This window comes from Actinoplanes cyaneus, from assembly GCF_016862095.1.
Taxonomy (GTDB): Bacteria; Actinomycetota; Actinomycetes; order Mycobacteriales; family Micromonosporaceae; genus Actinoplanes; species Actinoplanes cyaneus.
Window position 1 is genome coordinate 1 of the sequence record NZ_BOMH01000059.1, and the last position, 20,303, is coordinate 20,303.

Annotated in this window: 18 protein-coding genes; 16 read left to right on the plus strand and 2 right to left on the minus strand. The window is 69.9% G+C overall.

Translation table 11 applies throughout. The features are described 5' to 3' along the window. The 12 genes from Acy02nite_RS35235 to hppD (Acy02nite_RS35290) all read left to right on the plus strand — a co-directional run. Positions 1-1,201: thioesterase domain-containing protein (locus Acy02nite_RS35235; protein WP_239175484.1), on the plus strand; the 1,201-nt coding region annotated here is incomplete at its 5' end. Then, the gene (locus Acy02nite_RS35240; RefSeq protein ID WP_203751235.1) at positions 1,176-1,814 is read left to right on the plus strand and encodes a hypothetical protein; all 639 of its coding nucleotides are present in this window, start codon (positions 1,176-1,178) and stop codon (positions 1,812-1,814) included. The genes Acy02nite_RS35235 and Acy02nite_RS35240, both read left to right, overlap by 26 nt. A gap of 413 nt (positions 1,815-2,227) precedes the next feature. Then, the gene (locus Acy02nite_RS35245; protein WP_203751238.1) at positions 2,228-2,608 is read left to right on the plus strand and encodes a hypothetical protein; all 381 of its coding nucleotides are present in this window, start codon (positions 2,228-2,230) and stop codon (positions 2,606-2,608) included. A 131-nt stretch (positions 2,609-2,739) separates the two neighbouring features. Further along, positions 2,740-3,750, plus strand: a complete 1,011-nt coding sequence (locus Acy02nite_RS35250) for a peptidoglycan-binding protein (RefSeq protein ID WP_203751251.1) — start codon at positions 2,740-2,742, stop codon at positions 3,748-3,750. After that, on the plus strand, positions 3,747-4,529 hold the full coding sequence (locus tag Acy02nite_RS35255) for an ABC transporter ATP-binding protein (RefSeq protein ID WP_203751253.1): 783 nt from the start codon (positions 3,747-3,749) through the stop codon (positions 4,527-4,529). The genes Acy02nite_RS35250 and Acy02nite_RS35255 overlap by 4 nt, the downstream gene beginning before the upstream one ends. 1 nt (position 4,530) lies before the next feature. After that, a complete protein-coding gene (locus Acy02nite_RS35260; RefSeq protein WP_203751255.1) occupies positions 4,531-5,727 on the plus strand; it encodes an ABC transporter permease in 1,197 nt (398 codons plus the stop codon). A gap of 51 nt (positions 5,728-5,778) precedes the next feature. Beyond that, entirely contained in the window at positions 5,779-6,057 is a 279-nt protein-coding gene (locus Acy02nite_RS35265) for a hypothetical protein (protein WP_203751257.1), read from the plus strand. Positions 6,058-6,370: 313 nt separating this feature from the next. Then, entirely contained in the window at positions 6,371-7,867 is a 1,497-nt protein-coding gene (locus tag Acy02nite_RS35270; protein ID WP_203751261.1) for a tryptophan 7-halogenase, read from the plus strand. Positions 7,868-8,519: 652 nt separating this feature from the next. Further along, positions 8,520-9,515, plus strand: coding sequence for a ParB/RepB/Spo0J family partition protein (locus Acy02nite_RS35275; protein ID WP_203751264.1), 996 nt, complete (start codon positions 8,520-8,522; stop codon positions 9,513-9,515). A 304-nt stretch (positions 9,516-9,819) separates the two neighbouring features. Then, positions 9,820-10,875 carry a 3-deoxy-7-phosphoheptulonate synthase gene (aroF, locus tag Acy02nite_RS35280; RefSeq protein ID WP_203751267.1) on the plus strand — a complete coding sequence of 352 codons (1,056 nt, stop codon included), beginning with the start codon at positions 9,820-9,822 and terminating at the stop codon, positions 10,873-10,875. A 675-nt stretch (positions 10,876-11,550) separates the two neighbouring features. Beyond that, complete coding sequence (locus Acy02nite_RS35285) at positions 11,551-12,612, plus strand: ParB N-terminal domain-containing protein (protein WP_203751277.1); 1,062 nt, start codon at positions 11,551-11,553, stop codon at positions 12,610-12,612. Between the two features lie 95 nt (positions 12,613-12,707). Further along, complete coding sequence (gene hppD / locus Acy02nite_RS35290) at positions 12,708-13,778, plus strand: 4-hydroxyphenylpyruvate dioxygenase (protein ID WP_203751280.1); 1,071 nt, start codon at positions 12,708-12,710, stop codon at positions 13,776-13,778. A 58-nt stretch (positions 13,779-13,836) separates the two neighbouring features. On the opposite strand, the gene Acy02nite_RS35295 is transcribed toward hppD (Acy02nite_RS35290), so the two are convergent. Together Acy02nite_RS35295 and hppD (Acy02nite_RS35300) are read right to left on the minus strand one after the other, a co-directional pair. Further along, the gene (locus Acy02nite_RS35295; protein ID WP_203751283.1) at positions 13,837-14,964 is read right to left on the minus strand and encodes an alpha-hydroxy acid oxidase; all 1,128 of its coding nucleotides are present in this window, start codon (positions 14,962-14,964) and stop codon (positions 13,837-13,839) included. After that, positions 14,948-16,045 (minus strand): 4-hydroxyphenylpyruvate dioxygenase, encoded by a 1,098-nt coding sequence (gene hppD, locus Acy02nite_RS35300; RefSeq protein WP_203751286.1) that lies wholly within the window; start codon positions 16,043-16,045, stop codon positions 14,948-14,950. The genes Acy02nite_RS35295 and hppD (Acy02nite_RS35300) overlap by 17 nt, the downstream gene beginning before the upstream one ends. 325 nt (positions 16,046-16,370) lie before the next feature. Here hppD (Acy02nite_RS35300) and dpgA point away from each other — a divergent pair, with 325 nt between their 5' ends. From dpgA to dpgD, 4 genes are read left to right on the plus strand one after another with little or no spacing between them, the layout of a single operon-like run. After that, the gene (gene dpgA, locus Acy02nite_RS35305; RefSeq protein WP_203751289.1) at positions 16,371-17,486 is read left to right on the plus strand and encodes a 3,5-dihydroxyphenylacetyl-CoA synthase DpgA; all 1,116 of its coding nucleotides are present in this window, start codon (positions 16,371-16,373) and stop codon (positions 17,484-17,486) included. After that, a complete protein-coding gene (gene dpgB, locus Acy02nite_RS35310) occupies positions 17,483-18,145 on the plus strand; it encodes an enoyl-CoA-hydratase DpgB (RefSeq protein WP_203751292.1) in 663 nt (220 codons plus the stop codon). Before dpgA ends, dpgB begins: the two co-directional genes overlap by 4 nt. Further along, on the plus strand, positions 18,142-19,455 hold the full coding sequence (gene dpgC / locus Acy02nite_RS35315; protein ID WP_203751295.1) for a (3,5-dihydroxyphenyl)acetyl-CoA 1,2-dioxygenase DpgC: 1,314 nt from the start codon (positions 18,142-18,144) through the stop codon (positions 19,453-19,455). The genes dpgB and dpgC overlap by 4 nt, the downstream gene beginning before the upstream one ends. Beyond that, a complete protein-coding gene (gene dpgD / locus Acy02nite_RS35320) occupies positions 19,452-20,252 on the plus strand; it encodes an enoyl-CoA-hydratase DpgD (RefSeq protein WP_203751298.1) in 801 nt (266 codons plus the stop codon). Before dpgC ends, dpgD begins: the two co-directional genes overlap by 4 nt. The last annotated feature ends 51 nt before the right edge of the window (positions 20,253-20,303 follow it).

Below are 20,303 nucleotides of genomic sequence, written 5' to 3' on the forward strand. Positions count from 1 at the left end.
GACCCTGATCGCACTGGATGCGCTGCCGCTGACCGCGAACGGGAAGCTCGACCGGGCCGCGTTGCCGGACCCGGAGTTGGGAGGTGGTGGCGGGCGTGCTCCGGCGACCGCGACCGAGGAGGTCCTGTGCGGCCTGTTCGCCGAGGTGCTCGGGGTGGAGTCGGTGCCGGCGGACGTGTCGTTCTTCGACCTCGGCGGCGACTCGCTGTCGGCGATGCGGCTCGTCGGCCGGATCCGGACCATGCTGGAGACCGAGGTCAACGTGCGGGCGTTGTTCATCACGCCGACCGTCGAGGCGGTCGCGGCACTGCTGACCGGCCAGGCGGGAACCTCGGATCTCGGTGACCTCCTGCCCCTGCGGGCCACGGGCGACGGCACGCCGTTGTTCTGCTTCCCGCCGAGCTCCGGGCTGAGCTGGTGCTACGCGGAACTTGCGCGGAAGCTGCCGGCGGGCAGTGCGGTCTACGGACTCCAGGCTCGCGGTTTCGGTGCCGGGGAGACGTTGCCGGACACCATCGAACTGGTCGCATCCGAGTACGTCGCGCGGATGCGGGCGGTGCGGCCGGTGGGGCCGTACCGGCTGCTGGGCTGGTCGTACGGGGGTGTCGTGGCACACGCGGTCGCGACCCGCCTGCAGGCCTTGGGGGAGACCGTCGAACTGCTGGCGATCCTCGACGGTTACCCGGCCGGCCAGGGAACTCGCCCGGAACCGTCCGGGCGAGCCGAGCCCGGAGCAGCCACGGAGCCGTCCATGGAGGGCGGGGTGCTGACCGAGATCGCTCGGGTCAACGCGCACAGCCATGAGTTGATGAGCCGGTTCGAGCCCGCGGTGTACCGCGGTGACCTGTTGCTCTTCATCGCGGAGGGACGTCCTCCGGCTCGTGGCGACGACGGCTCGGCCGGGCCGGGCCGGCTCGGCGCGCCTGTCGTGGATGCGCCTGTTGTGGATGCGTCTGCCACGGACGCGCTTGTCGTGGATGCGCCGGTGATGGTCGACGAGCCGGTCGCCGGTCGGGCCGCGCTGATCGAGCCCGCCGTCGGAGATCCGGAGATCTGGCGGCCCTACATCGATGGAGAGGTCGAGGCGCACCGCCTCGACGCGCCGCATCACGCCATGTTGAGCGGCGCAGCGCTGGATGACTTGATTCGTGTTCTTGCAGAGAGGTGCGACAGCGATGGAGACAACGCCGACCCCACATGACGAACTGGAGAGTGCCGAGGTCGCCACGGACCCGGCCGGCCCACCGCGGCGGCCCCGCTCTCGCTATCTGATCCCCGGCATCGTGATCGTCGTCGTCCTGGTGCTGCTGGGCGGCTTCGGCGCCGGAATCTTCTTCGCGCGGTCCTCGGACGCCGACGACAGCACGGTTACGAATGCCGTCTCGCCGTCGTCCGACCCGCGGTTCGCGGAAGCCATGAAATTCGTCACCTGCATGCGTGGGAAAGGAGTGCCGAATTACCCGGACGCGCAGCCGAACGGCGAATTGCTTCTTACCAACGACAGTGGCGTCAGCATCACTTCGAAGCCGTATCAGGACGCCGAGGCGGCCTGTAAGCAGTTCCTTCCTTCCGGGGTTTCGCAGGAGGGTCAGCCGCCGGCCGATCCCGGTGCACAATCCGCGCCCCCGGCGCAGCGCCCGCCGGACCTGACCGCGTACGTGAAATGCATTCGGGACAAGGGAGTGACGCAATTCCCGGACGCCGACGCGCTCGGCAACTTCAGCAATGTCGATCCGAACTGGCCCGGGCTTCAGAAGGCGCAGGCCGCCTGTGCGAAGCACCTGCCGCCCGGCACGCCCGGAGCTCCCAAGTAACCCGCCTCACCTCTGACCCGGTCCGCCGGCACTTCGTCGGCGGACCGGGTGTTCGCTGTTCAAAAGCTGTTTCGGAAGATCTCCGCGAAGCAGCGGTGAGGTAGATGGTTCTGGCTGAAACGTCGGTGAAACCGGTCCTCCCGTAGGAATGTCGTCGAGACACGAAGCTTCGGCTGCTACAGGAGGACATAATGATTGAGGTAACGGGTGCTCGTGCATCTGGAGCCGGATGGTTCCGCAATGCCGGTGTCGTAGCTGTTCTACTCGTGACCACTGCGGTCGGAGCGGGCTGCGCCGACAAATCCGGCGACGGGAACACGGTGGCTTCGGCGCCGGATCCGACCACTGCCGCAACCGTGGCCCCGGCCGCTCCAAGTGGCGGAACGGGCGATCTCGCCGCGTATGTCAATTGCATGCGACAGAATGGCATGCCGGACTTCCCCGACCCGGAGAACGGTTCTCTGGCTCTTCCGGACGGCGTCAACCCGAACTCGAAGGAGTTCAAGGACGCCGAGGCGAAGTGCGCGACGGTCAAGCCGGCGGGGCAGCCGCAGAAGGGCGACAAGGGCGCCCAGGACACCTGGTCGCAGGACGACAAGATCAAGTATGCGAAGTGCATGCGCGAGAACGGCGCGACAGGCTTCTCCGACCCGGACGCCAACGGCGACTTCTCCAACCGCAAGGGTGCGGGCCCGGACCCGGAGTCGGAGCAGTACAAGGCGGCCGAAGAGGCTTGCAAGAAGTTCAAGGGGAGCGTCCCCGAGGAAGCGCCGCAGGGCGGGGCCGGTAAGTGAGCACCGCCGAGGTCGCCACGGAGAAGGAGACCGGCGCGATCACCGCGAATGGTCACCGCCCGCGTCGACGTCGGCGCCGATGGCCGATGGTGGTCGTGGCCATCCTCGTTTGTGCCGGTGTTGCCGCCGCTGTGATTCTTCGACCCTGGGAAACCGCGAGCGAGGAACCCTCGTATCAGAACAAGACGGCCTACGGGCTGGCGACGGTCGAGAAGGGCGACATCTCCGCGACCTCCCTGCAGAGCGGCAAGCTCGGCTACAAGGGCGTCTACAACGTGGTCAACAACGCCGACGGCAAACTCACCCAGGCGCCGTCGGCCGGCCAGGTGATCAAAACGGGGAAGCCGCTGTACCGGGTGAACGGCACGCCGGTGATCTTGCTGCAGGGTGCCTATCTGCCGGTCTATCGGGCGCTCGAGTGGGGCTTGAAGGGCGTCGACGTGCGGCAGCTGAACGCCGCGCTGGTGTCGCTGAAGTACGCCACCGACGACCAGATCGATCCTGACTCCGAGTACTTCGGCGCGCAGACCTACTGGGCGATGCGGCGGTTCCAGGCGGCAATGGGGTTGAAGAAGACCGGGACGCTGCCGCTGGGGCAGGCGGTCTTCCTGCCGGTGAACGAGGTCCGCATCACCAAGGTCAGCGGGACCGTCGGCGCCGGTGTCACGCCGGGGCAGACCGTCATAGAGGCCTCGTCCACCGAACGTCAGGCCACGCTGCAGCTCAATGCCAGTCAGCAGGCGGAGGTCAAGGCCGGTGACAAGGTGACGATCACGCTGCCCACCGGCCGGAAGACGCCCGGCGAGGTGTCGGCGGTCGGCAAGGTCGCGACCACCGTCGGCGAGAAGACGACCGTCGACGTCTACGTCAAGCTGTCCAAGCCGGCGGAGACCGGTGCCCTCGACCAGACCCCGGTGCAGATCGCCATCGTGTCGGACACCTCGAAGGGTGTCCTGTCGGTCCCGGTGAACGCGTTGCTGGCGCTCGCCGGTGGGGGATACGCGGTCGAGGTGGTGGACGCCGCCGGTGGACACCAGCTGGTCCGCGTCGAGACCGGTCTGATCGACGACGGCGAGGGCCGGGTCGAGGTCTCCGGCACGGGGCTGGCGGAAGGCCAGAAAGTCGTGGTGCCGGCGTCATGATCGGAAAGCAGACGGTCACGGTGGAGAGGGAAGCCGCGGGCGAAGCGGTCGATGAGCCGGCCCGCAGCGGTACGCCGGTTCTCCAGTTGGAGAACGTCGGGAAGGTTTACCCCGGCCTGTCGCCGGTGGTGGCGCTGGACGGCGCCACGTTCACGATCTGCCGGGGGGAGCTGGTGGCGATCGTCGGCCCCTCGGGCTCCGGGAAGTCCACCCTGCTCCAGGTGATGGGCACACTGGACCGGCCCACCTCGGGGACGGTGCGGGTGGTCGGTGACGACGTGGCCCGGATGACGGACCGCGATCTGGCCTGGCTGCGCGCGACCCAGATCGGGTTCGTCTTCCAGCAGTTCTTCCTGGCCGAACACGCTACGGCGCTGGAGAACGTGGCTGACGGCCTGTTCTACTCCGGCACCCGGCACCGCGACCGGATCCAGGCCGCCTCCACCGCGCTCGACCGGGTCGGCCTGGGCCATCGGGTGCACCACCGCCCGGCCGAGCTGTCCGGTGGTGAGCGGCAGCGGGTCGCGATCGCCCGGGCGCTGGTCGGCAACCCGGCCATCGTGCTGGCCGATGAGCCGACCGGCAACCTGGACAGTGTCTCCGGCGGGGCTGTCTACGAGTTGTTGCGACAGCTCAACGACGAGGGGACGACCATCGTGGTGATCACTCACGATCGGGATCTGGCGGCCCGTCTGCCGCGCCGTATCGAGGTGCTGGACGGGCACGTCGTCGCCGATGTCGCTCAGTACCACGACAGTGCGCCCGGGGAGGGTGACTGACATGGCGGCGACGACTGCGGTGCGGCTGCACCCCGTCGACCTGGCCCGGGTGGCGAGCGTGGGATTGCGTACCCGACGGGTCCGGGCCGCGTTGTCGGCTCTGGGCATCGCGATCGGGGTGGCCGCGATGGTCGCGGTGCTGGGCCTCTCGGCCTCGTCCCAGGCGGGTCTGCTGTCGGAGATCGACAAGCTGGGCACCAACCTGCTCACTGTCGAGCCCGGCAAGACGATGGCGGGGGAGACGGCGAAGCTGCCCAAGACGGCGACGGGCATGATCGGACGGGTCGGTCCGGTCGAGAACGTGCAGAGCACCGGCGAGATCTCCGCCAAGGCGTACCGCACCCCGTACGTGCCGGAGGTCAACACCAACGGGCTGTCGGTGAACGCGGCGAGCCTGGGCCTGCCGGCGGCGGTCAGCACCTCGGTGGCCCAGGGCAGATATCTCGACGCGGCCTCGGCCACCCAGCCGGTCGCCGTGCTGGGCGCGACCGCGGCTGAGCGGCTGGGCATCTTCCACCTGATCCCCGACGAGCGGATCTGGGTCGGCGACCAGTGGTTCTACGTCTCGGGCATCCTCAACCCGGCGAAGCTGACCCCGGAGGTCGACACCGCGGTGCTCGTCGGATACGACTCGGCGAGCAAGTACCTGGGCTTCGACGGGTACTCGACCAAGGTATACGTGCTGGCACAGCAGGAGCAGGTCACGTCCGTCTACAACGTGCTCGCCGCGACCGCCAATCCCGCGGATCCGGACGAGATCACCGTCAGCCGGCCCTCGTCGGCGCTGATCGCCCGCGCGGCCGCGCAGTCCGCGTTCAACGGCCTGTTCCTCGGCCTCGGCGCGGTCGCCCTGCTGGTGGGCGGAATCGGGGTGGCCAACACGATGGTCATCTCCGTGCTGGAACGGCGATCCGAGATCGGGCTGCGGCGCGCGCTCGGCGCGACCCGGGGCGACATCCGGACCCAGTTCCTGGCCGAGGCGGTCCTGCTCGCGGCGATCGGCGGGGTCGTGGGGGTGGGTGCCGGCGTCCTGGCCACGGTGGCCTACGCCCAGGCCCGGGACTGGGCCACGGTGGTACCCCCACTGGCCTGGGCCGGTGGACTGGGCGCATCGATCGCCATCGGCGCGGTAGCGGGTCTGCTGCCGGCCCTGCGCGCGGCCCGGATGGCGCCGACCGAGGCTCTGCGGACGGCGTAGGCCGCCGCCGGTGATCCTGACAATTCTCTTATCACTGTGCGGAGGAAAGCCGTGTTCAAAGCGATCCATGTCGTCCTCCTGGGCGTGGGTGTCGCCATTCTGATGAGCGGTTGTGGCGGGGATCCCGCCAGCCGGGTTCACTCGGTGACGCCGTCGGCATCAGCTTCCGCCGCCAAGATGACCTTTTCCGCCTGCATGCGGGGGAACGGAGTGCCGGAGTTTCCGGACAAGGGCTCCGACGGTGGATATCACTTCGATTCTGGCGGCGGCCTGGATCCATTCTCGTTCGAGTACCAGGCGGCCTATGAGGCCTGCGAGGGATTCATCTAGGACAAAGGGCGAGGCGCGGTCCCCGTTTCTCGCCCTTCACCCCTGTGCCGGCTGATCTCCCCCGGGCCGGCCAGGGCGGGTCTGGTTGGACTGCCCCGGGTGCAGTCCAACCAGACCCGTTGGAACGGTGCCGAACGGTCAGTTGGACAAACGTTGTCGGATCCTCGTCGTCATGTGATCCTGGGCCGGGCGGGAATCCCATTGTCGGTTCATCCACGAAATCGTGAGACCGAGTGCGCTGCCGTCCGATAAACGAGGCTGCAGGGGCGCCACCAATGGTGCCGTCTCCTGTGCGCGATCCGAAAGGTGGGCTATGAGCGCGGTCAAGGAAGAAGAATTCGACGTAGTGGTGGTGGGCGGCGGCCCGGCGGGCTCGACGCTCGGCACGCTGGTGGCGATGCAGGGGCATCGTGTGCTGATCCTGGAGAAGGAGACGTTCCCTCGCTATCAGATCGGCGAGTCGCTGCTGCCGTCCACGATCCACGGGATCTGTCACCTGCTCGGGGTCAGTGAGGAGATCGCGAAGGCCGGCTTCCCGCGCAAGAAGGGCGGCACCTTCCGCTGGGGGTCCGGGTCCACCCCGTGGAACTTCTCCTTCTCGGTGTCACCGAAGATCTCCGGCCCCACCTCGTTCGCCTACCAGGTGGAACGGAGCAAGTTCGACAAGATCCTGCTGGACAACGCGGCGCGCAAGGGCGCCGAGGTGCGGCAGAACAGCACCGTCCTCGACGTCCTCGAGGACGGCGAGCGGGTCGCGGGCGTGGTCTACCGGGACGCGGACGCCGGTGAGCACCGGGTACGCGCGAAGTACGTGGTGGACGGCTCCGGCAACACCAGCAGCCTGTACAAGCGGGTGGGCGGGACGCGCGAGTACTCGGAGTTCTTCCGCAGCCTCGCCCTCTTCGGATACTTCGAGAACGGCGCCCGGATGGCCGAACCCTTCAGCGGCAACATCTTCTGCGAGGCGTTCCCGAGCGGCTGGTTCTGGTACATCCCGCTCAGTGACACGCTGACCAGTGTCGGGGCGGTGGTCCGCAGGGAGGACGCCGCGAAGATCCAGGGCGACCCGGAGACCGCGCTGAACAACCTGATCGCCGAGACGGGCACCGTCAAGAACTACCTGGCCGACGCCTCCCGGGTCACCACCGGGCAGTACGGCGAGATCCGGGTGCGCAAGGACTACTCGTACCGCAACACGTCCTTCTGGCGGCCGGGCATGGTCCTGATCGGCGATGCCGCCTGTTTCGTCGACCCGGTCTTCTCGTCCGGGGTGCACCTGGCGACCTACAGCGGGCTGCTCGCCGCCCGTTCGATCAACAGCGTCCTGGCCGGCCGGATCGACGAGAAGTCCGCGTTCGACGAGTGCGAGGCACGCTACCGGCGCGAGTACAGCGTGTTCTACGAGTTCCTCATGTCGTTCTACGACATGCACGTCGACGAGTCCTCGTACTTCTGGTCCGCGAAGAAGGTCACCAGCAGCAGCCACACCGAGCTGGAGTCCTTCGTCGAGCTGGTCGCCGGCATGTCCACCACCGGGTTCGAGCTCGGCGGAGCCGAGGCCGCCGCCCTGCGTTTCAAGGAGAACTCGACGGAGTTCGCCGACGCGATCGACACCATGACCGCCCAGAACGAATCGAACATGTCCCCCCTGTTCAGGTCCGCGGTGGTTCGCCAGGCCATGCAGGAGGGCGCCCAGGTGCAGACCCGTGCGCAGCTCGGTGAGGACGCCGGTGACGAGTCGCCGCTGTTCGACGGCGGCCTGGTCGCTTCCGAGGACGGTCTGTTCTGGGAGCGTTCGGCACCGCGCTGAGCGCCGTCACACGGACGGGCCGGCGGCGCTGAGGCGTGCCCCGCCGATCCCGGCAGCCGGAAACACGCATCGCCCGGCCCGCGACGAATGTCGTGAGCCGGGCGATGCGTTTGGGAACGATTCTGGTTGCGCGTCACCGGTCGCGAACGCACGCGGATCACCGGGCGAGCCGCCCGGGCGACGTGATCCATGTCATTATTCCGACTGTTTCCGGTGCCGGTCCAAAGGCCGTCGGCCGTTGGTTAAGGGCCCCTTCTCCATCATGCACCCCGACGGGTTTCACTAAGGTTTCATCCTACGTGGTGGAATCGGAAATCCGGCTCTTTCCGGTGCCTTCGCCGGTGTTCATGGCGTTGACCTGCATGCAAGCGCTTCCACAACATCACTGTGATCCCTGTGAATGGCCTGTGGCGTCAGTTGATCAATTGATCGGCGCGGTGCCGGTGGCCGTTCGGCGGGGGTTACCCCGTGCTGTCCAGGTCGGTACTCTCGGTCCGGCAACGCGCGAGATCAGCAATGGATTTCCATCTGGCCGGTGGCAAATGTGCTCCCGGTTCAACGACGATAGGAGATTCGGTTCAGTGATCCGTAATGGGATGGGCGCTCATATCCGGGGAGTCGTTGCGGGATGAGCACCGGTACGCGGGGGGAAATGAACGAGTGGCCGGTGGTCGAGGTTCACCTCGACGACCTGGTCATGGCGGAGTCGATCAGGCGCGACGGGGAGAGCCCGGAGCACATCGAGGTGCTGGCAGCTGTGCCCGACGACCTTCCGCCGATCATCGTGCACCGGGCCTCGATGCGGCCCATCGACGGGAATCACCGCATCAGGGCTGCGCGGCTGCGCGGCGCGACAACCATCACCGCACGCTTCTTCGAGGGCGACGACACCGAGGCCTTCATCCTGGCCGTCCAGCTCAACGTGTTGCACGGCCTGCCACTGAGCCTCGCGGACCGCAAGCGGGCCGCCGAGCGCATCGTGCTCTCTCACCCACAGTGGTCGGACCGCCGGGTGGCATCGTTGTCGGGCATCTCGCCGGGCACCGTGGCGGTGATCCGGCACGCGGCGGCCGGCCACGCGGGCGCCGCGGACAGCCGGATCGGGCAGGACGGCCGGGTCCGGCCGATCGACGCCAGCACCGGACGGAAACGTGCCCGGGAATTGCTGCTCCAGGACCCGACACTCTCGCTGCGGCAGGTTGCCAGACTGGCGACGATCTCGCCGGAAACCGTCCGCGACGTGCGCAATCGGCTGCGCCGGGAAGCGGACCCGAGAATGTCACCGGGCGGCGATCTGACCCAGCGGGACAGTGTGTCCGCGAGCCTGACGGCGCCGCCGAACAGCGAGGTGATCGTTCGCTCGCTCACCTCTGATCCGGCTCTGCGCACGAGCGAGGTCGGCCGGCAGGTGCTGCGGATGCTCATGCTGCACAACACCGTCACCAGCGATTGGGACGGCATCGTGGCGAATGTCCCGCTGCACTGCAACGAGGTCGTGGCCGACCTGGCGCGCCAGCTGGCCACCCGGTGGGCGGACCTCGCCGGGCAGGCCGGCGCCGGGGCGATGCCAGCCGCCGGCGCCGGGACGATGCCGGCCGCCAGGGCCGGGACGATGCCGGCCGGCCGGTCCATGCCGCGTACCGCCTGAGGTGGCCCGCCGGCGACCGGTGCCCCGGTCGTCGGCGGTGCTGGGCCGGGATCGTCGGCTGTGCTGCGCCGGGACTATCAGTTGTGCTGGGCCGGGGTCGTCGGCCGTGCTGGGCCGGGTTCTTGGACCGTGCTGGATCAGAATCGTCGGCCGTGCTGGATCAGGATCGTCGGCCGTGCTGAGCGGGTGAGGACATCGAAGCCCTCCGCCCGACGCGGGCCCAGCAATGGCTTTCGCGATACATCAGTGCTGCGACGGCGGCCAGGCGAAGTCCGGCCGTCGTCCGGCGAGAGGAGAAATGATCATGGTTGTCGTGATGGCGCCCGAGGCCACCAACGCCGACGTGCAAGCGGTCGTCGACCTGGTGCGCTCGGCCGGGGGTACGGCGTTCGTCAGTCGCGGGGTGTCGCGGACGGTGGTGGGCCTGGTCGGCGACGTCGCCGACTTCGACGCTCTCAACCTGGGTGGCCTGGCCGGTGTGCTGCGGGTGATCCGGGTGTCGGCGCCGTACAAGCTGGTCAGTCGCGAGCATCATCCGGACCGGTCGGTGATCCGGGTCGGCGGCGTGCCGATCGGGCCCGACACGCTGACGATCATCGCCGGGCCGTGCGCGGTGGAGTCGGCCGAGCAGACCCTGCGGGCCGCGTGGATGGCCAAGGCGGCCGGCGCCGCGCTGCTGCGCGGCGGTGCGTTCAAGCCGCGCACCTCGCCGTACTCCTATCAGGGACTGGGTGAGGAGGGGTTGCGCATCCTGGCTGGGGTCCGGGCCGAGACGGGCATGCCGGTCGTCACCGAGGTGATCGACCCCGGCCACGTCGACCTGGTGGCCTCCTACGCCGACATGCTCCAGGTGGGCGCCCGGAACATGCAGAACTTCGCGCTTCTGCAGGCGGTCGGTTCGGCCGGCCGGCCGGTGCTGCTCAAGCGCGGGTTCAGCGCCACCGTCGAAGAATGGCTCAGTGCCGCGGAATACATCGCGCAGCGCGGAAACCTCGACATCGTCCTCTGCGAGCGCGGCATTCGTACGTTCGAAAACGCGACACGTAACACCCTCGACATCAGCGCGGTGCCGGTTGCTCAGCGACTGTCCCATTTGCCGGTCATTGTCGATCCGTCGCATTCCGGTGGCCGTCGTGATCTGGTGCTGCCGTTGACCCGTGCGGCGATCGCGGTCGGCGCGGACGGTCTGATCATCGACGTCCATCCAGAACCGACGGCCGCGCGGTGCGACGGTGACCAGGCGCTCGTCGACGCGGACATCCGGCAGTTGGCCGAGGTGGCCTCGGTGCTGCCGCCGGTGATGGGGCGAACGCTGGCAATGTCGCCGGACCGGTCCGAGACGGTTGCCGCCCACCCCTGACCCGGAGCGGTCCTGTTCCTTCTCGGTCAACCCTTATCAATTGGCGAGCGTGATTCAATCACGGCGAATCGTCCGGTCCGTAACAATTTCGAGACGGTCGTTACATTCCCCGTGCGGCAGGTTGGACGGGGTGTCGGATCCAATCCGGCGATGTTAGTTTCACATTGCCGCGGATGAGTCTTCCGGGCAATCCTTCAGTGTTCGTCAAGTGGCCGGCCGTGAGGTCCTGATTTCCATTGGCGGCTCGTGCCCGATTCGTTTTCCCGCGCCTCGATCCGCATCGCCGGAGATGAGCGCGCCGCCCGTCCATTCCCTACGCAAGCCCCGTCCCAGTCCGCACCCTTCCGGCCGGCCGAGACCGAATGCCCGGCGGCCACTCCTCGACGTTTCGCCGCCGGCCACGGCCGGCGGAGCTTGCCTGTTTCGTTCATCGGCTGTACCGGCACATCCCGGTGCCGAGAGCGAACCGGACCGATCTGCCTCCGACCGGTGGCGCCTGCGCCCGCCCGAGTCGACGACCGTGATCGGTACCGGCGGAGCCTGCGGCGTGACCCGCCGGCCGGACCTCCGCGGCCAGCGGCCGAGCGCAGCGGGACTGGAGGGCACTCTGCCTGGCACGTTGCCGGTCATCAAGGCGGATCCGGCCACGCGTGCCACGAGCTTTGAGGAGCTGCATTGGCACCGGAGGAAGAAGAGATCAATCGTCAGCCCGTCGTCCAGGTGCGCGTCGACTCGCTGAAGCTGGGTGACTCGCCGCGGCTCGCCGGCGAGAACGCGGAGCACGTCGAGGCGATATCGGCTGCCGACGGGGTGCTGCCCCCGATCGTCGTACACCGCTCGTCGATGCGGGTGATCGATGGAGCACATCGCGTCCGGGCTGCCCGACGCCGTGGTGAGGAGTCGATCGCGGCCCGGTTCTTCGACGGTTCCGAAGACGACGCCTTCGTGCTGTCGGTCTGGTTGAACATCGCACACGGACTGCCGCTCGCCCTGGCCGACCGCAAGCGGGCGGCCGCCCGGATCGTCACGTCCCACCCGCAGTGGTCGGACCGCCGGGTCGCCTCGGTGACCGGCATCTCGCCGGCGACGGTCGCCGACATCCGCAAACGGACCGGCGGTGCCGAGCCGGCCACCGTCCGGATCGGCCAGGACGGCCGGGTCCGGCCGCTCGACGGCAGCGCCGGGCGCCGGCTGGCCGGCTGGCTGATGCAGCAGAACCCGCAGATGTCGCTGCGCCAGGTGGCGCGAGCCGCGGAGATCTCGCCGGAGACCGCCCGTGACGTACGCAACCGGCTGCACAGTGGCGAGGATCTGGTGCCCGCCGGGCGGACGCGGGGGCGCTCGGACGGCACCACACGGACCGGCACCACACGGACCGGCACCACCCGGGCCGGCACCACACAGGCCGGTGGGGAGACCGGCAAGCCGATGCGCTCGATGAGCATCGTCGTCGCCGACCCGCGATCCGCCGGCTCCCGATCCGCCGAGCCCCGGTCCGACCGGGCCGCCATCGTCAACCGGCTCATGACCGACCCCGCGCTGCGCTACACCGAGACGGGCCGCAACCTGCTGCGCCTGCTGTCCCTGCACACCCACTGGACCGAGGACTGGGAAACGATCGTCAACAGCGTTCCGCCGCACTGCCGGGGCGTCATGGCGGACCTGGCCCGGCAGTTCGCCGTGCTCTGGTCCGATCTCGCGACACGGGCCGAGCAGAACCCCGCGGCCACCGGCTGAGCCGTACCCGCCGTCGCTGTCCAAGTACTGGAATCACGCGGTTGGACGTCCGCCGTGATCGCGGCCGTTCAGCCCGCCGCCAAGGAGGCTCGACAATGGATATCCGAACGATCGATCACCTCGAGATCTACGCCCAGGACGCCGAGGAGGCGGCCGCCCGGTTCTGCGCCGGGTACGGCTTCACCGTTCTGGGCCGCGGAGGCCCGGCGACCGGCCTGCCGGACTGCACGTCGGTGCTGCTCCGCCAACACGAGATCACGCTGGTGGTGACCTCACCGCTGAGCGCCGCGCACCGGGCGCACGACTACCTGCTGCAGCACGGCGAGGGCGTCTCCGTGGTCGGCCTCGCCGTCGGTGACGCGTCCGCCGCTTTCGCCGAGGCGGTCGGGCGGGGTGCCACCCCGCTCGCACCTCCGCAGGTGCTCGACGGCGTCACGTTCGCCTCGGTCGACGGCTTCGGCGACGTGGAGCACCGGTTCGTCTCCCGCCGGGACCCGGCCGGCCTGTTCGCGCCCGGCATCATCGCCGAGTATCCCGGCGTGGACACGGCGACCGGGCTGCTCCGCGACGTCGACCACCTGGCCGTGTGCGTGCCCGCCGGCGACCTCGATCCCCTGACGTCCCGCCTCGGCCGGATCTTCGAGCTGGACCAGACGTTCGAGGAGCGGATCGTCGTCGGCACCCAGGCGATGGAGTCCAAGGTGGTGCAGAGCCGGTCCGGCGGGGTCACCTTCACGATCATCGAACCCGACACCGAGCGGGCGCCCGGGCAGATCGACACGTTCATCCGCGACCACGACGGGGTGGGCGTACAGCATGTGGCGTTCCGTACCGACGACATCGTGGCCGGGGTCGGCTTCAGCGCTCAGCGGGGGGTTCCGTTCCTCACCACGCCCGCCTCGTACTACGACGCGCTGCCGGCGCGTCTCGGCGAGGTCGGGGTGCCGGTGCAGTTGCTGCGGGCCTTCAGCATCCTGGCCGACCGCGACTACGCCGGGGTGATGCTGCAGATCTTCACGGCGTCCACGCACCCGCGGCGCACCCTGTTCTACGAGCTGATCGAGCGACGCGGCGCCCGCACCTTCGGCAGCAACAACATCAAGGCCCTGTACGAGGCGGTGGAGCGCGAGCGGGTCAGCGAGCCGGCCGCGGTCCCCGGCGCCTAGCCCGGAACAGCACGGAGGCCGGACCCCGGTGGGGCCCGGCCTCCGTCGTCTCATCAGGTCAACCGGCGATCGGCACGACGATCCGCTCGTCCCGGTCACTCACCGTACGCAGCCGGCGTGCCGCCATGACCGTGTCGCATCCGGCCAGTCCCATCGCGTCGCGCAGCTCCGCGCCGAACAGCTCCAGGACCCGGTGCACGCCCCGCTCGCCGCCGGCCGCCAGGCCCCAGACCGCCGGGCGGCCGACGAGCACCCCGGCGGCGCCCAGCGCGAGCGCCCGCAGCACGTCGGTGCCGCCGCGGATGCCGCTGTCCAGCAGGACCTCGGTACTGCGGCCGGCCGCCTCGACCACCTCCGCCAGCGCGTCGATGCTCGGGATCGCGCCGTCGAGCTGGCGGCCGCCGTGGTTGCTGACCACCAGGGCGTCCACTCCGAGCTCGACCGCCCGGCGAGCGTCCTCGGCGGCCAGCACGCCCTTGAGCACGACCGGCAGGCGGGTGTGCCGGCGCAGCAGGTCGACGGCCGACCAGGTGATCGCCGGCGAGAACTCCTGGCTGGTGTGCGCGGCCAGCGCCGACCCGGCGGTGCGCTGGTGGGCGGTCGCGGTGGTGGTGAGGTTGCCGGCCCGTACGTGCTCGGGCAGTGCGAAGCCGTTGCGGATGTCGCGTAGCCGCCGGGCCATCCACGGCACGTCGACGGTCAGCACGATCGCCCGGCAGCCCGCGTCCTCGGCCCGCCGCACCAGGTCGAGCACGGTGCCGGTGTTGCGCAGCCAGTAGACCTGGAACCAGATCGTGCCACCGGCCGCGGCGATCCGCTCGATCGGTGCGCTGCTCAGCGTGCTCGCCACGAACGGGACACCGGCCGCCGCGGCCGCCCGCGCGGTCGCCTCCTCGCCGTCCGGGTGGACCAGCCGCTGGTAGGCGACCGGCGCGACCGCCAGCGGCTGCGACACCGGACGGCCGAGCAGGGTCGTCGCGGTGTCGCAGGCGGAGACGTCTCGCAGCACCCGGGGGATCAGGAACACGCGGTCCAGCGCGGCCCGGTTGGCAGCGAGTGTCGTCTCCCGCCCGCTGCCGCCGGCCACGAAATCCCAGACATCCGCGGGCAGCACCGCCTCGGCCGCGCGCTCGGCGTCGCCCACGCTGCCGAACGGGACGTCCTCCGGATCAGCGGCGGGGACCACGCTGTCCGGCCCGCTCGAGCTCGACCGCCTCGTACAGGGCCTTGATGTTGGCACTGCCGAAGGTGGCCGCACCCTGCCGTTCGATGATCTCGAAGTAGAGGGTGTGCCGGGGATGCTCGGAGGCCGTGAAGATCTGATAGAGCTGCCCGCCGTGATCCTCGTCGGCCACCACGCCGGCGGCCCGCAGCGCCGCGAGCTTGGCCGGCGGCAGCGGGACCCGCTCGGCGAGCAGGTCGTAGTAGGCGGGCGTGGTGTTCACGAAGGTGACGCCGCGACGCCTCAGCGCCTGCACGGAACGCACCACGTCGTCTGACGCGAACGCCAGGTGTTGCACCCCGGCACCCTGGTGACTCTTGAGGAACTCATCGGTCTGGCCCGGCTCGGCGGTGGTGTCCGGCTCGATCAGGACCAGCGTGACGCCGCCCGGCCTGCTCTGCACCACTGTCGACTCCATCGCCTGGTCGCCGACCACGATGCGTTCGGCGAAGACGTGCCGGAAACCGAGAATCCGGCGGTAGTGCTCGACGGCCGGGCCGAGCTCGCCGGGGGCCACGCACACCGCGAGGTGGTCGAGGCCCAGCAGGCCGACCTCGCCGGAGCCGTCCTCGGCGGGCCGCAGCGCCGGGACGAAACCCACCGGCAGCCCGGGGCCCGCCTCCGGATCCCGCTCCACCAGGGTGTGCACGACGTCGCGGAAGCCGCCGATGGTGGCGGTCATCGCAGGGCCGGTGCCGGCGTGCCGGGTCGGGCGGTGGATCACCTCGGCGCCGGCCGCGACCGCGGCCCGGAAGGTCGCCTCGACGTCGGCGGTGCGCAGCGCGATGTCCGCGACGCCGTCGCCGTGGCTGAGCACGAAGTCCGAGGCGGGATGCTGGTCGGAGGTCGCCTGGGTGAGCACCAGGATGACCGACCCATGGCGCAGGGCCAGGCTCCGGTGGCCGGCGGCGCCACCCGTGCCGGCCACGGTGAACGCGTACTTGTCCACCCAGGTGAAGGCCGCGCGTTCCAGATTGTCGACGTAGATCTCGAGGTAATCGACCTCGAGATTCGCCGGGTCCGTCGCGATCTGAGAGTCATGCATGTTCGCTCCCCGCAGGATAATGGCGGAATAGGTCGGACTGTAGATCGCGGCCGCTTTGTCTGGCTAACTTATCCAGATGAAAAGAGCGGAGACGATCCGGACCGTCCAACGGATTGCGTGAATCCGCCGAGGATGTTCAGGTCCGCAGTCGGCGGTGTCCAACGGACGAATTCTTCAGATGGACTCTGCATTGACGTGCCCTGATGTCGCGCTTAGCTTCCTCGTAACCGGTACCTACGCCGTACGAAAAGGTGAGCGAAATGGGTCAGAAGTCGGTCCTGAAGTTGCACCGGAGTCAGCCGCACATGTGGGGGTGGATGTACCGATGACGGTCCTCGCCGAGCGCTCCGCCGCGCCGTCCAACATCGCCCCGATGCCTGCGATCACCCGGCTGGTCGGCGTGGGCACCGCCGTTTCCGGCGCTCCGGTCTCGCAAACGGAATTGCTCGATCTCATGCGGATCGACGATCCGCGCACCCGGTCCGTCTTCCTGAACAGTGCCATCGACCAGCGCCACCTCACGCTGCCCGAGCCGGATGCGGCCGGCATCCGGCAGCCCGAGCCGCAAGGCGACCTGCTCGACAAGCACAAGCGGATCACGGTGGAGATGGGCAGCGCCGCGCTGCAGACCTGCCTGAAGCGGATCGGGGCGTCCCTGGCCGAGGTACGACACCTCTGCTGCGTCACCTCGACCGGTTTCCTGACGCCGGGCCTGAGCGCGCTGATGATCCGGGAGCTCGGCCTCGACCCGCACTGCAGCCGCTCGGACGTCGTCGGCATGGGCTGCAACGCCGGGCTCAACGCGCTCAACGTGGTCGCCGGCTGGAGCGCCACGCACCCGGGAGAGCTCGCGGTCGTCCTGTGCGCCGAGGCGTGCTCGGCGGCGTACGCGATCGACGGCTCCATGCGTACCGCCGTGGTCAACAGCCTGTTCGGTGACGGTGCGGCCGCGCTGGCGCTGGTGGCCGACGGTCCCGGCGCCGATGCCCCCACGCCGCCCGGCCCCCGGCTGCTCAAGACCGCGAGTCTGCTGATCACCGACGCGCTCGAGGCGATGCGCTACGACTGGGACCGCGAGCAGGGCCGGTTCAGCTTCTTCCTCGACCCGCAGATTCCGTACGTGGTGGGCGCGCACGCCGAGATCGTGGTGGACCGCCTGCTGGCCGGCACCGGGCTGCGTCGTAGCGACATCGGGCACTGGCTGGTGCACTCCGGAGGCAAGAAGGTGATCGACGCGGTGGTGGTGAACCTGGGACTCAGCCGGCACGACGTCCGCCACACCATCGGTGTGCTGCGCGACTACGGCAACGTCTCCAGCGGTTCGTTCCTGTTCTCCTACGAGCGGCTGGTCGAGGAGGCCGTCGCCCGTCCGGGGGAGTACGGCGTCCTGATGACCATGGGCCCCGGCTCCACGATCGAGACGGCGCTGGTCCAGTGGTGACCGCGGTGCGGGACGAGGGCCTGGTGCTGCACATCGACGGCGCGCAGCCGATCTCGGTCGCGGCCACCGAGGCGGTGCTGCGGGTCTGCGACCGGGCCGAGGACCAGGCCACCGCCGGGCTGGTGACGGTCCACGTGTGGGGCGCACCGGCCGGCGGCCGGGCGGCGGACCTGACGGTCGGCCTGCTGACCAAGTGGGAACGCGCGGTGCGCCGGCTGGAACGGCTGGGACTGACCACCGTGGCGGTGGCTTCGGGAGACTGTGGTGGCCCGGCGCTCGACGTGCTGCTCGCCACGGACGTGCGGATCGCCGCCACCGGCACCCGACTCGTCATCCCGCTCGACGACGGCGCGACCTGGCCGGGCATGGCCCTGTACCGGCTCGCCCGGCAAGGCGCCGGTCGCGTCCGGCGCCACGCGCTGCTCGGCGAGCCGATCGAGGCGGCCGACGCGGTGGCGCTGGGCCTGCTCGACTCGGTGGTCGCCGATCCCGGCCTGGAGCTGGCGCTGCTGGCCGAGGCCGCGGCCGGCGTGGCGGGCCGGGAGTTGGCGATCCGGCGGCAGCTGCTGATGGACGCCGCCCGCACCAGCTTCGAGGATGCCCTCGGCTCGCATCTCGCCGCCTGCGACCGTGCCCTTCGCCGGGGCGTGGCATCGTGAGCTCGGCGACCGTGTCCCGCTCGGCGACCGGCCTGGCCGCCGAGCGGGAACGGTTGGCCGGGGCCGCGTCCGAGGTGGAGCGCCTGATCGCGGAGCTGCCGGCACCGGCCGCCCGTGATGACGTGCAACGCGACGCGGCCGCCGCCGCGCATGCCTCGGTCCGCGCGCTGCGCGCCGGGTTCCTGGCCGAGCACGCCGAGGCGGTCTACGCCGAGTTGACCGCGGGCCGGCGTCAGCGGCTGCGGGTGGACGCGCTGGTCACGGTCGCGGCGGAGAGGTTTCCCGGCCTGGTGCCCACCACCGGGCAACTGGCTGCCGAGCGAGCCCTGCCGCAGTCCGGCAAAGAGGGCCGCGAGATCGACCACGGCATCTTCCTGCGCGGGATTCTGCGCTCCGAGCCGGCCGGCCGGCACCTGCTGGAGTCGATGCTGCAGCCGACCCCGCGTGCGCTGCGCCTGCTGCCCGAGTTCGAACGCACCGGCGTGCTGGAGACCGAGTCGGTCCGGATGGAACGGCGCGACGGCACGGCCAGGCTGATCATGTGCCGCAGCGACTGCCTCAACGCCGAGGACGAGCGCCAGGTCGAGGACATGGAGACCGCTGTCGATCTGGCTCTGCTCGACCCCGCCGTACGAGTGGGCCTGGTCCGCGGCGGCCTGATGAGCCATCCGCGGTACCAGGGCCGCCGGGTGTTCAGCGCCGGCATCAACCTCAAGGCGATCAGCGCCGGCGAGATCACCCTGGTCGGGTTCCTGCTCCGCCGCGAACTCGGATACCTGCACAAGCTCCGCCGCGGCGTATGGCACGAGCAGCCGGGCCGGTGGCATTCGCGGCTGGTGGACAAGCCGTGGATGGCGGTGGTCGACACGTTCGCGATCGGCGGCGGCTGCCAGATGCTCCTCGTCTTCGACCATGTGCTGGCCGCCTCGGACGCGTACCTGAGCCTGCCCGCCGCCCAGGAGGGCATCATCCCGGGCGCCGCCAACCTGCGCCTGACCCGGATGGCCGGAGCCCGGCTGGCACGCCAGATCATCCTCGGCGGCCGGCGAATCCAGGCGGACGAGCCGGCGGCGGCACTGCTCGTCGACGAGGTGGTGGAGCCGGACCAGCTGGACGCCGCTGCCGAAGGCGGCGTCGCCCGGCTGGCGGGTGACGCGGTGGCCGCCAACCGCCGCATGATCAACATGGCTGAGGAGTCGCCGGACGAACTGCGGGCCTATCTCGCCGAGTTTGCCCTGGAGCAAGCGCTTCGCATCCACGACGGCGACGTGATCGACAAAGTGGGCCGGTTCGCGGGGCGGCGGGCATGAGTGACCAGCCGCGGGTTCTCTACCAGAAGAAGGACCACGTCGCCCGGGTCACCATCAACCGGCCCGCCGTCCTCAACGCGCTCGACCTGCGTACGCACCAGGAACTCGCGGAGATCTGGGACGACGTGGAACGCGACGACGACGTCCGGGTCGCGGTGCTGACCGGGGCCGGTGACCGTGCCTTCTCGGTCGGCCAGGATCTCAAGGAACGGGCCGGGCTCGACGCCGCGGGGACGCCGCCGTCCACGTTCGGTAGCCGGGACCAGCCCGGGTGGCCCCGGCTGACCGAGCGATTCGACCTGAGCAAGCCGGTGGTGGCCCGGGTCGACGGGTACGCGCTCGGCGGGGGCCTCGAGCTGGTGCTCGCCTGCGACGTGGTGATCGCCTCGTACCGGTCGGTGTTCGGGCTCCCCGAGGCGCAGTTGGGCCTGGTACCCGGCGCGGGTGGGGTGTTTCGCCTGATCCGGCAGCTCCCGCAGAAGATCGCGATGGGAGCGCTGCTGACCGGCCGGCGGATCAGCGCGACCACCCTGCACATGCACGGGCTGATCAACGAGTTGGTCTCGGTCGACCTGCTGGACGACCGGGTCGACGGCTGGGTCGCCGACCTGGTGGCGAGCGCGCCGCTCTCGGTCCGGGCGATCAAGGAGGCGGCGCTCCGCTCGGTCGACATGCCGCTGCGCGAGGCGTTCACCGCGACCTACCACTGGGAACAGCAGCGCCGCCACAGCCGCGACGCGGTGGAGGGACCGCGGGCTTTCGCGGAGAAACGTACGCCGAGGTGGTCCGGCTGTTGATCGACTGCCGACGACTTGGGCCCCGCTCTCCGCGGAGAGTGCGGCGCCCCG

What these genes read in the sequence shown, in the direction of transcription:
- Acy02nite_RS35240 (WP_203751235.1), top strand. Translation starts at nt 1,176, where the DNA reads ATGGAGACAACGCCGACCCCACATGACGAACTGGAGAGTGCCGAGGTC.
- Acy02nite_RS35245 (WP_203751238.1), top strand. Translation starts at nt 2,228, where the DNA reads ATGCGACAGAATGGCATGCCGGACTTCCCCGACCCGGAGAACGGTTCT.
- Acy02nite_RS35255 (WP_203751253.1), top strand. Translation starts at nt 3,747, where the DNA reads ATGATCGGAAAGCAGACGGTCACGGTGGAGAGGGAAGCCGCGGGCGAA.
- Acy02nite_RS35260 (WP_203751255.1), top strand. Translation starts at nt 4,531, where the DNA reads ATGGCGGCGACGACTGCGGTGCGGCTGCACCCCGTCGACCTGGCCCGG.
- Acy02nite_RS35270 (WP_203751261.1), top strand. Translation starts at nt 6,371, where the DNA reads ATGAGCGCGGTCAAGGAAGAAGAATTCGACGTAGTGGTGGTGGGCGGC.
- Acy02nite_RS35275 (WP_203751264.1), top strand. Translation starts at nt 8,520, where the DNA reads ATGAACGAGTGGCCGGTGGTCGAGGTTCACCTCGACGACCTGGTCATG.
- aroF (WP_203751267.1), top strand. Translation starts at nt 9,820, where the DNA reads ATGGTTGTCGTGATGGCGCCCGAGGCCACCAACGCCGACGTGCAAGCG.
- hppD (WP_203751280.1), top strand. Translation starts at nt 12,708, where the DNA reads ATGGATATCCGAACGATCGATCACCTCGAGATCTACGCCCAGGACGCC.
- hppD (WP_203751286.1), bottom strand. Translation starts at nt 16,045, where the DNA reads ATGCATGACTCTCAGATCGCGACGGACCCGGCGAATCTCGAGGTCGAT.
- dpgA (WP_203751289.1), top strand. Translation starts at nt 16,371, where the DNA reads ATGACGGTCCTCGCCGAGCGCTCCGCCGCGCCGTCCAACATCGCCCCG.
- dpgD (WP_203751298.1), top strand. Translation starts at nt 19,452, where the DNA reads ATGAGTGACCAGCCGCGGGTTCTCTACCAGAAGAAGGACCACGTCGCC.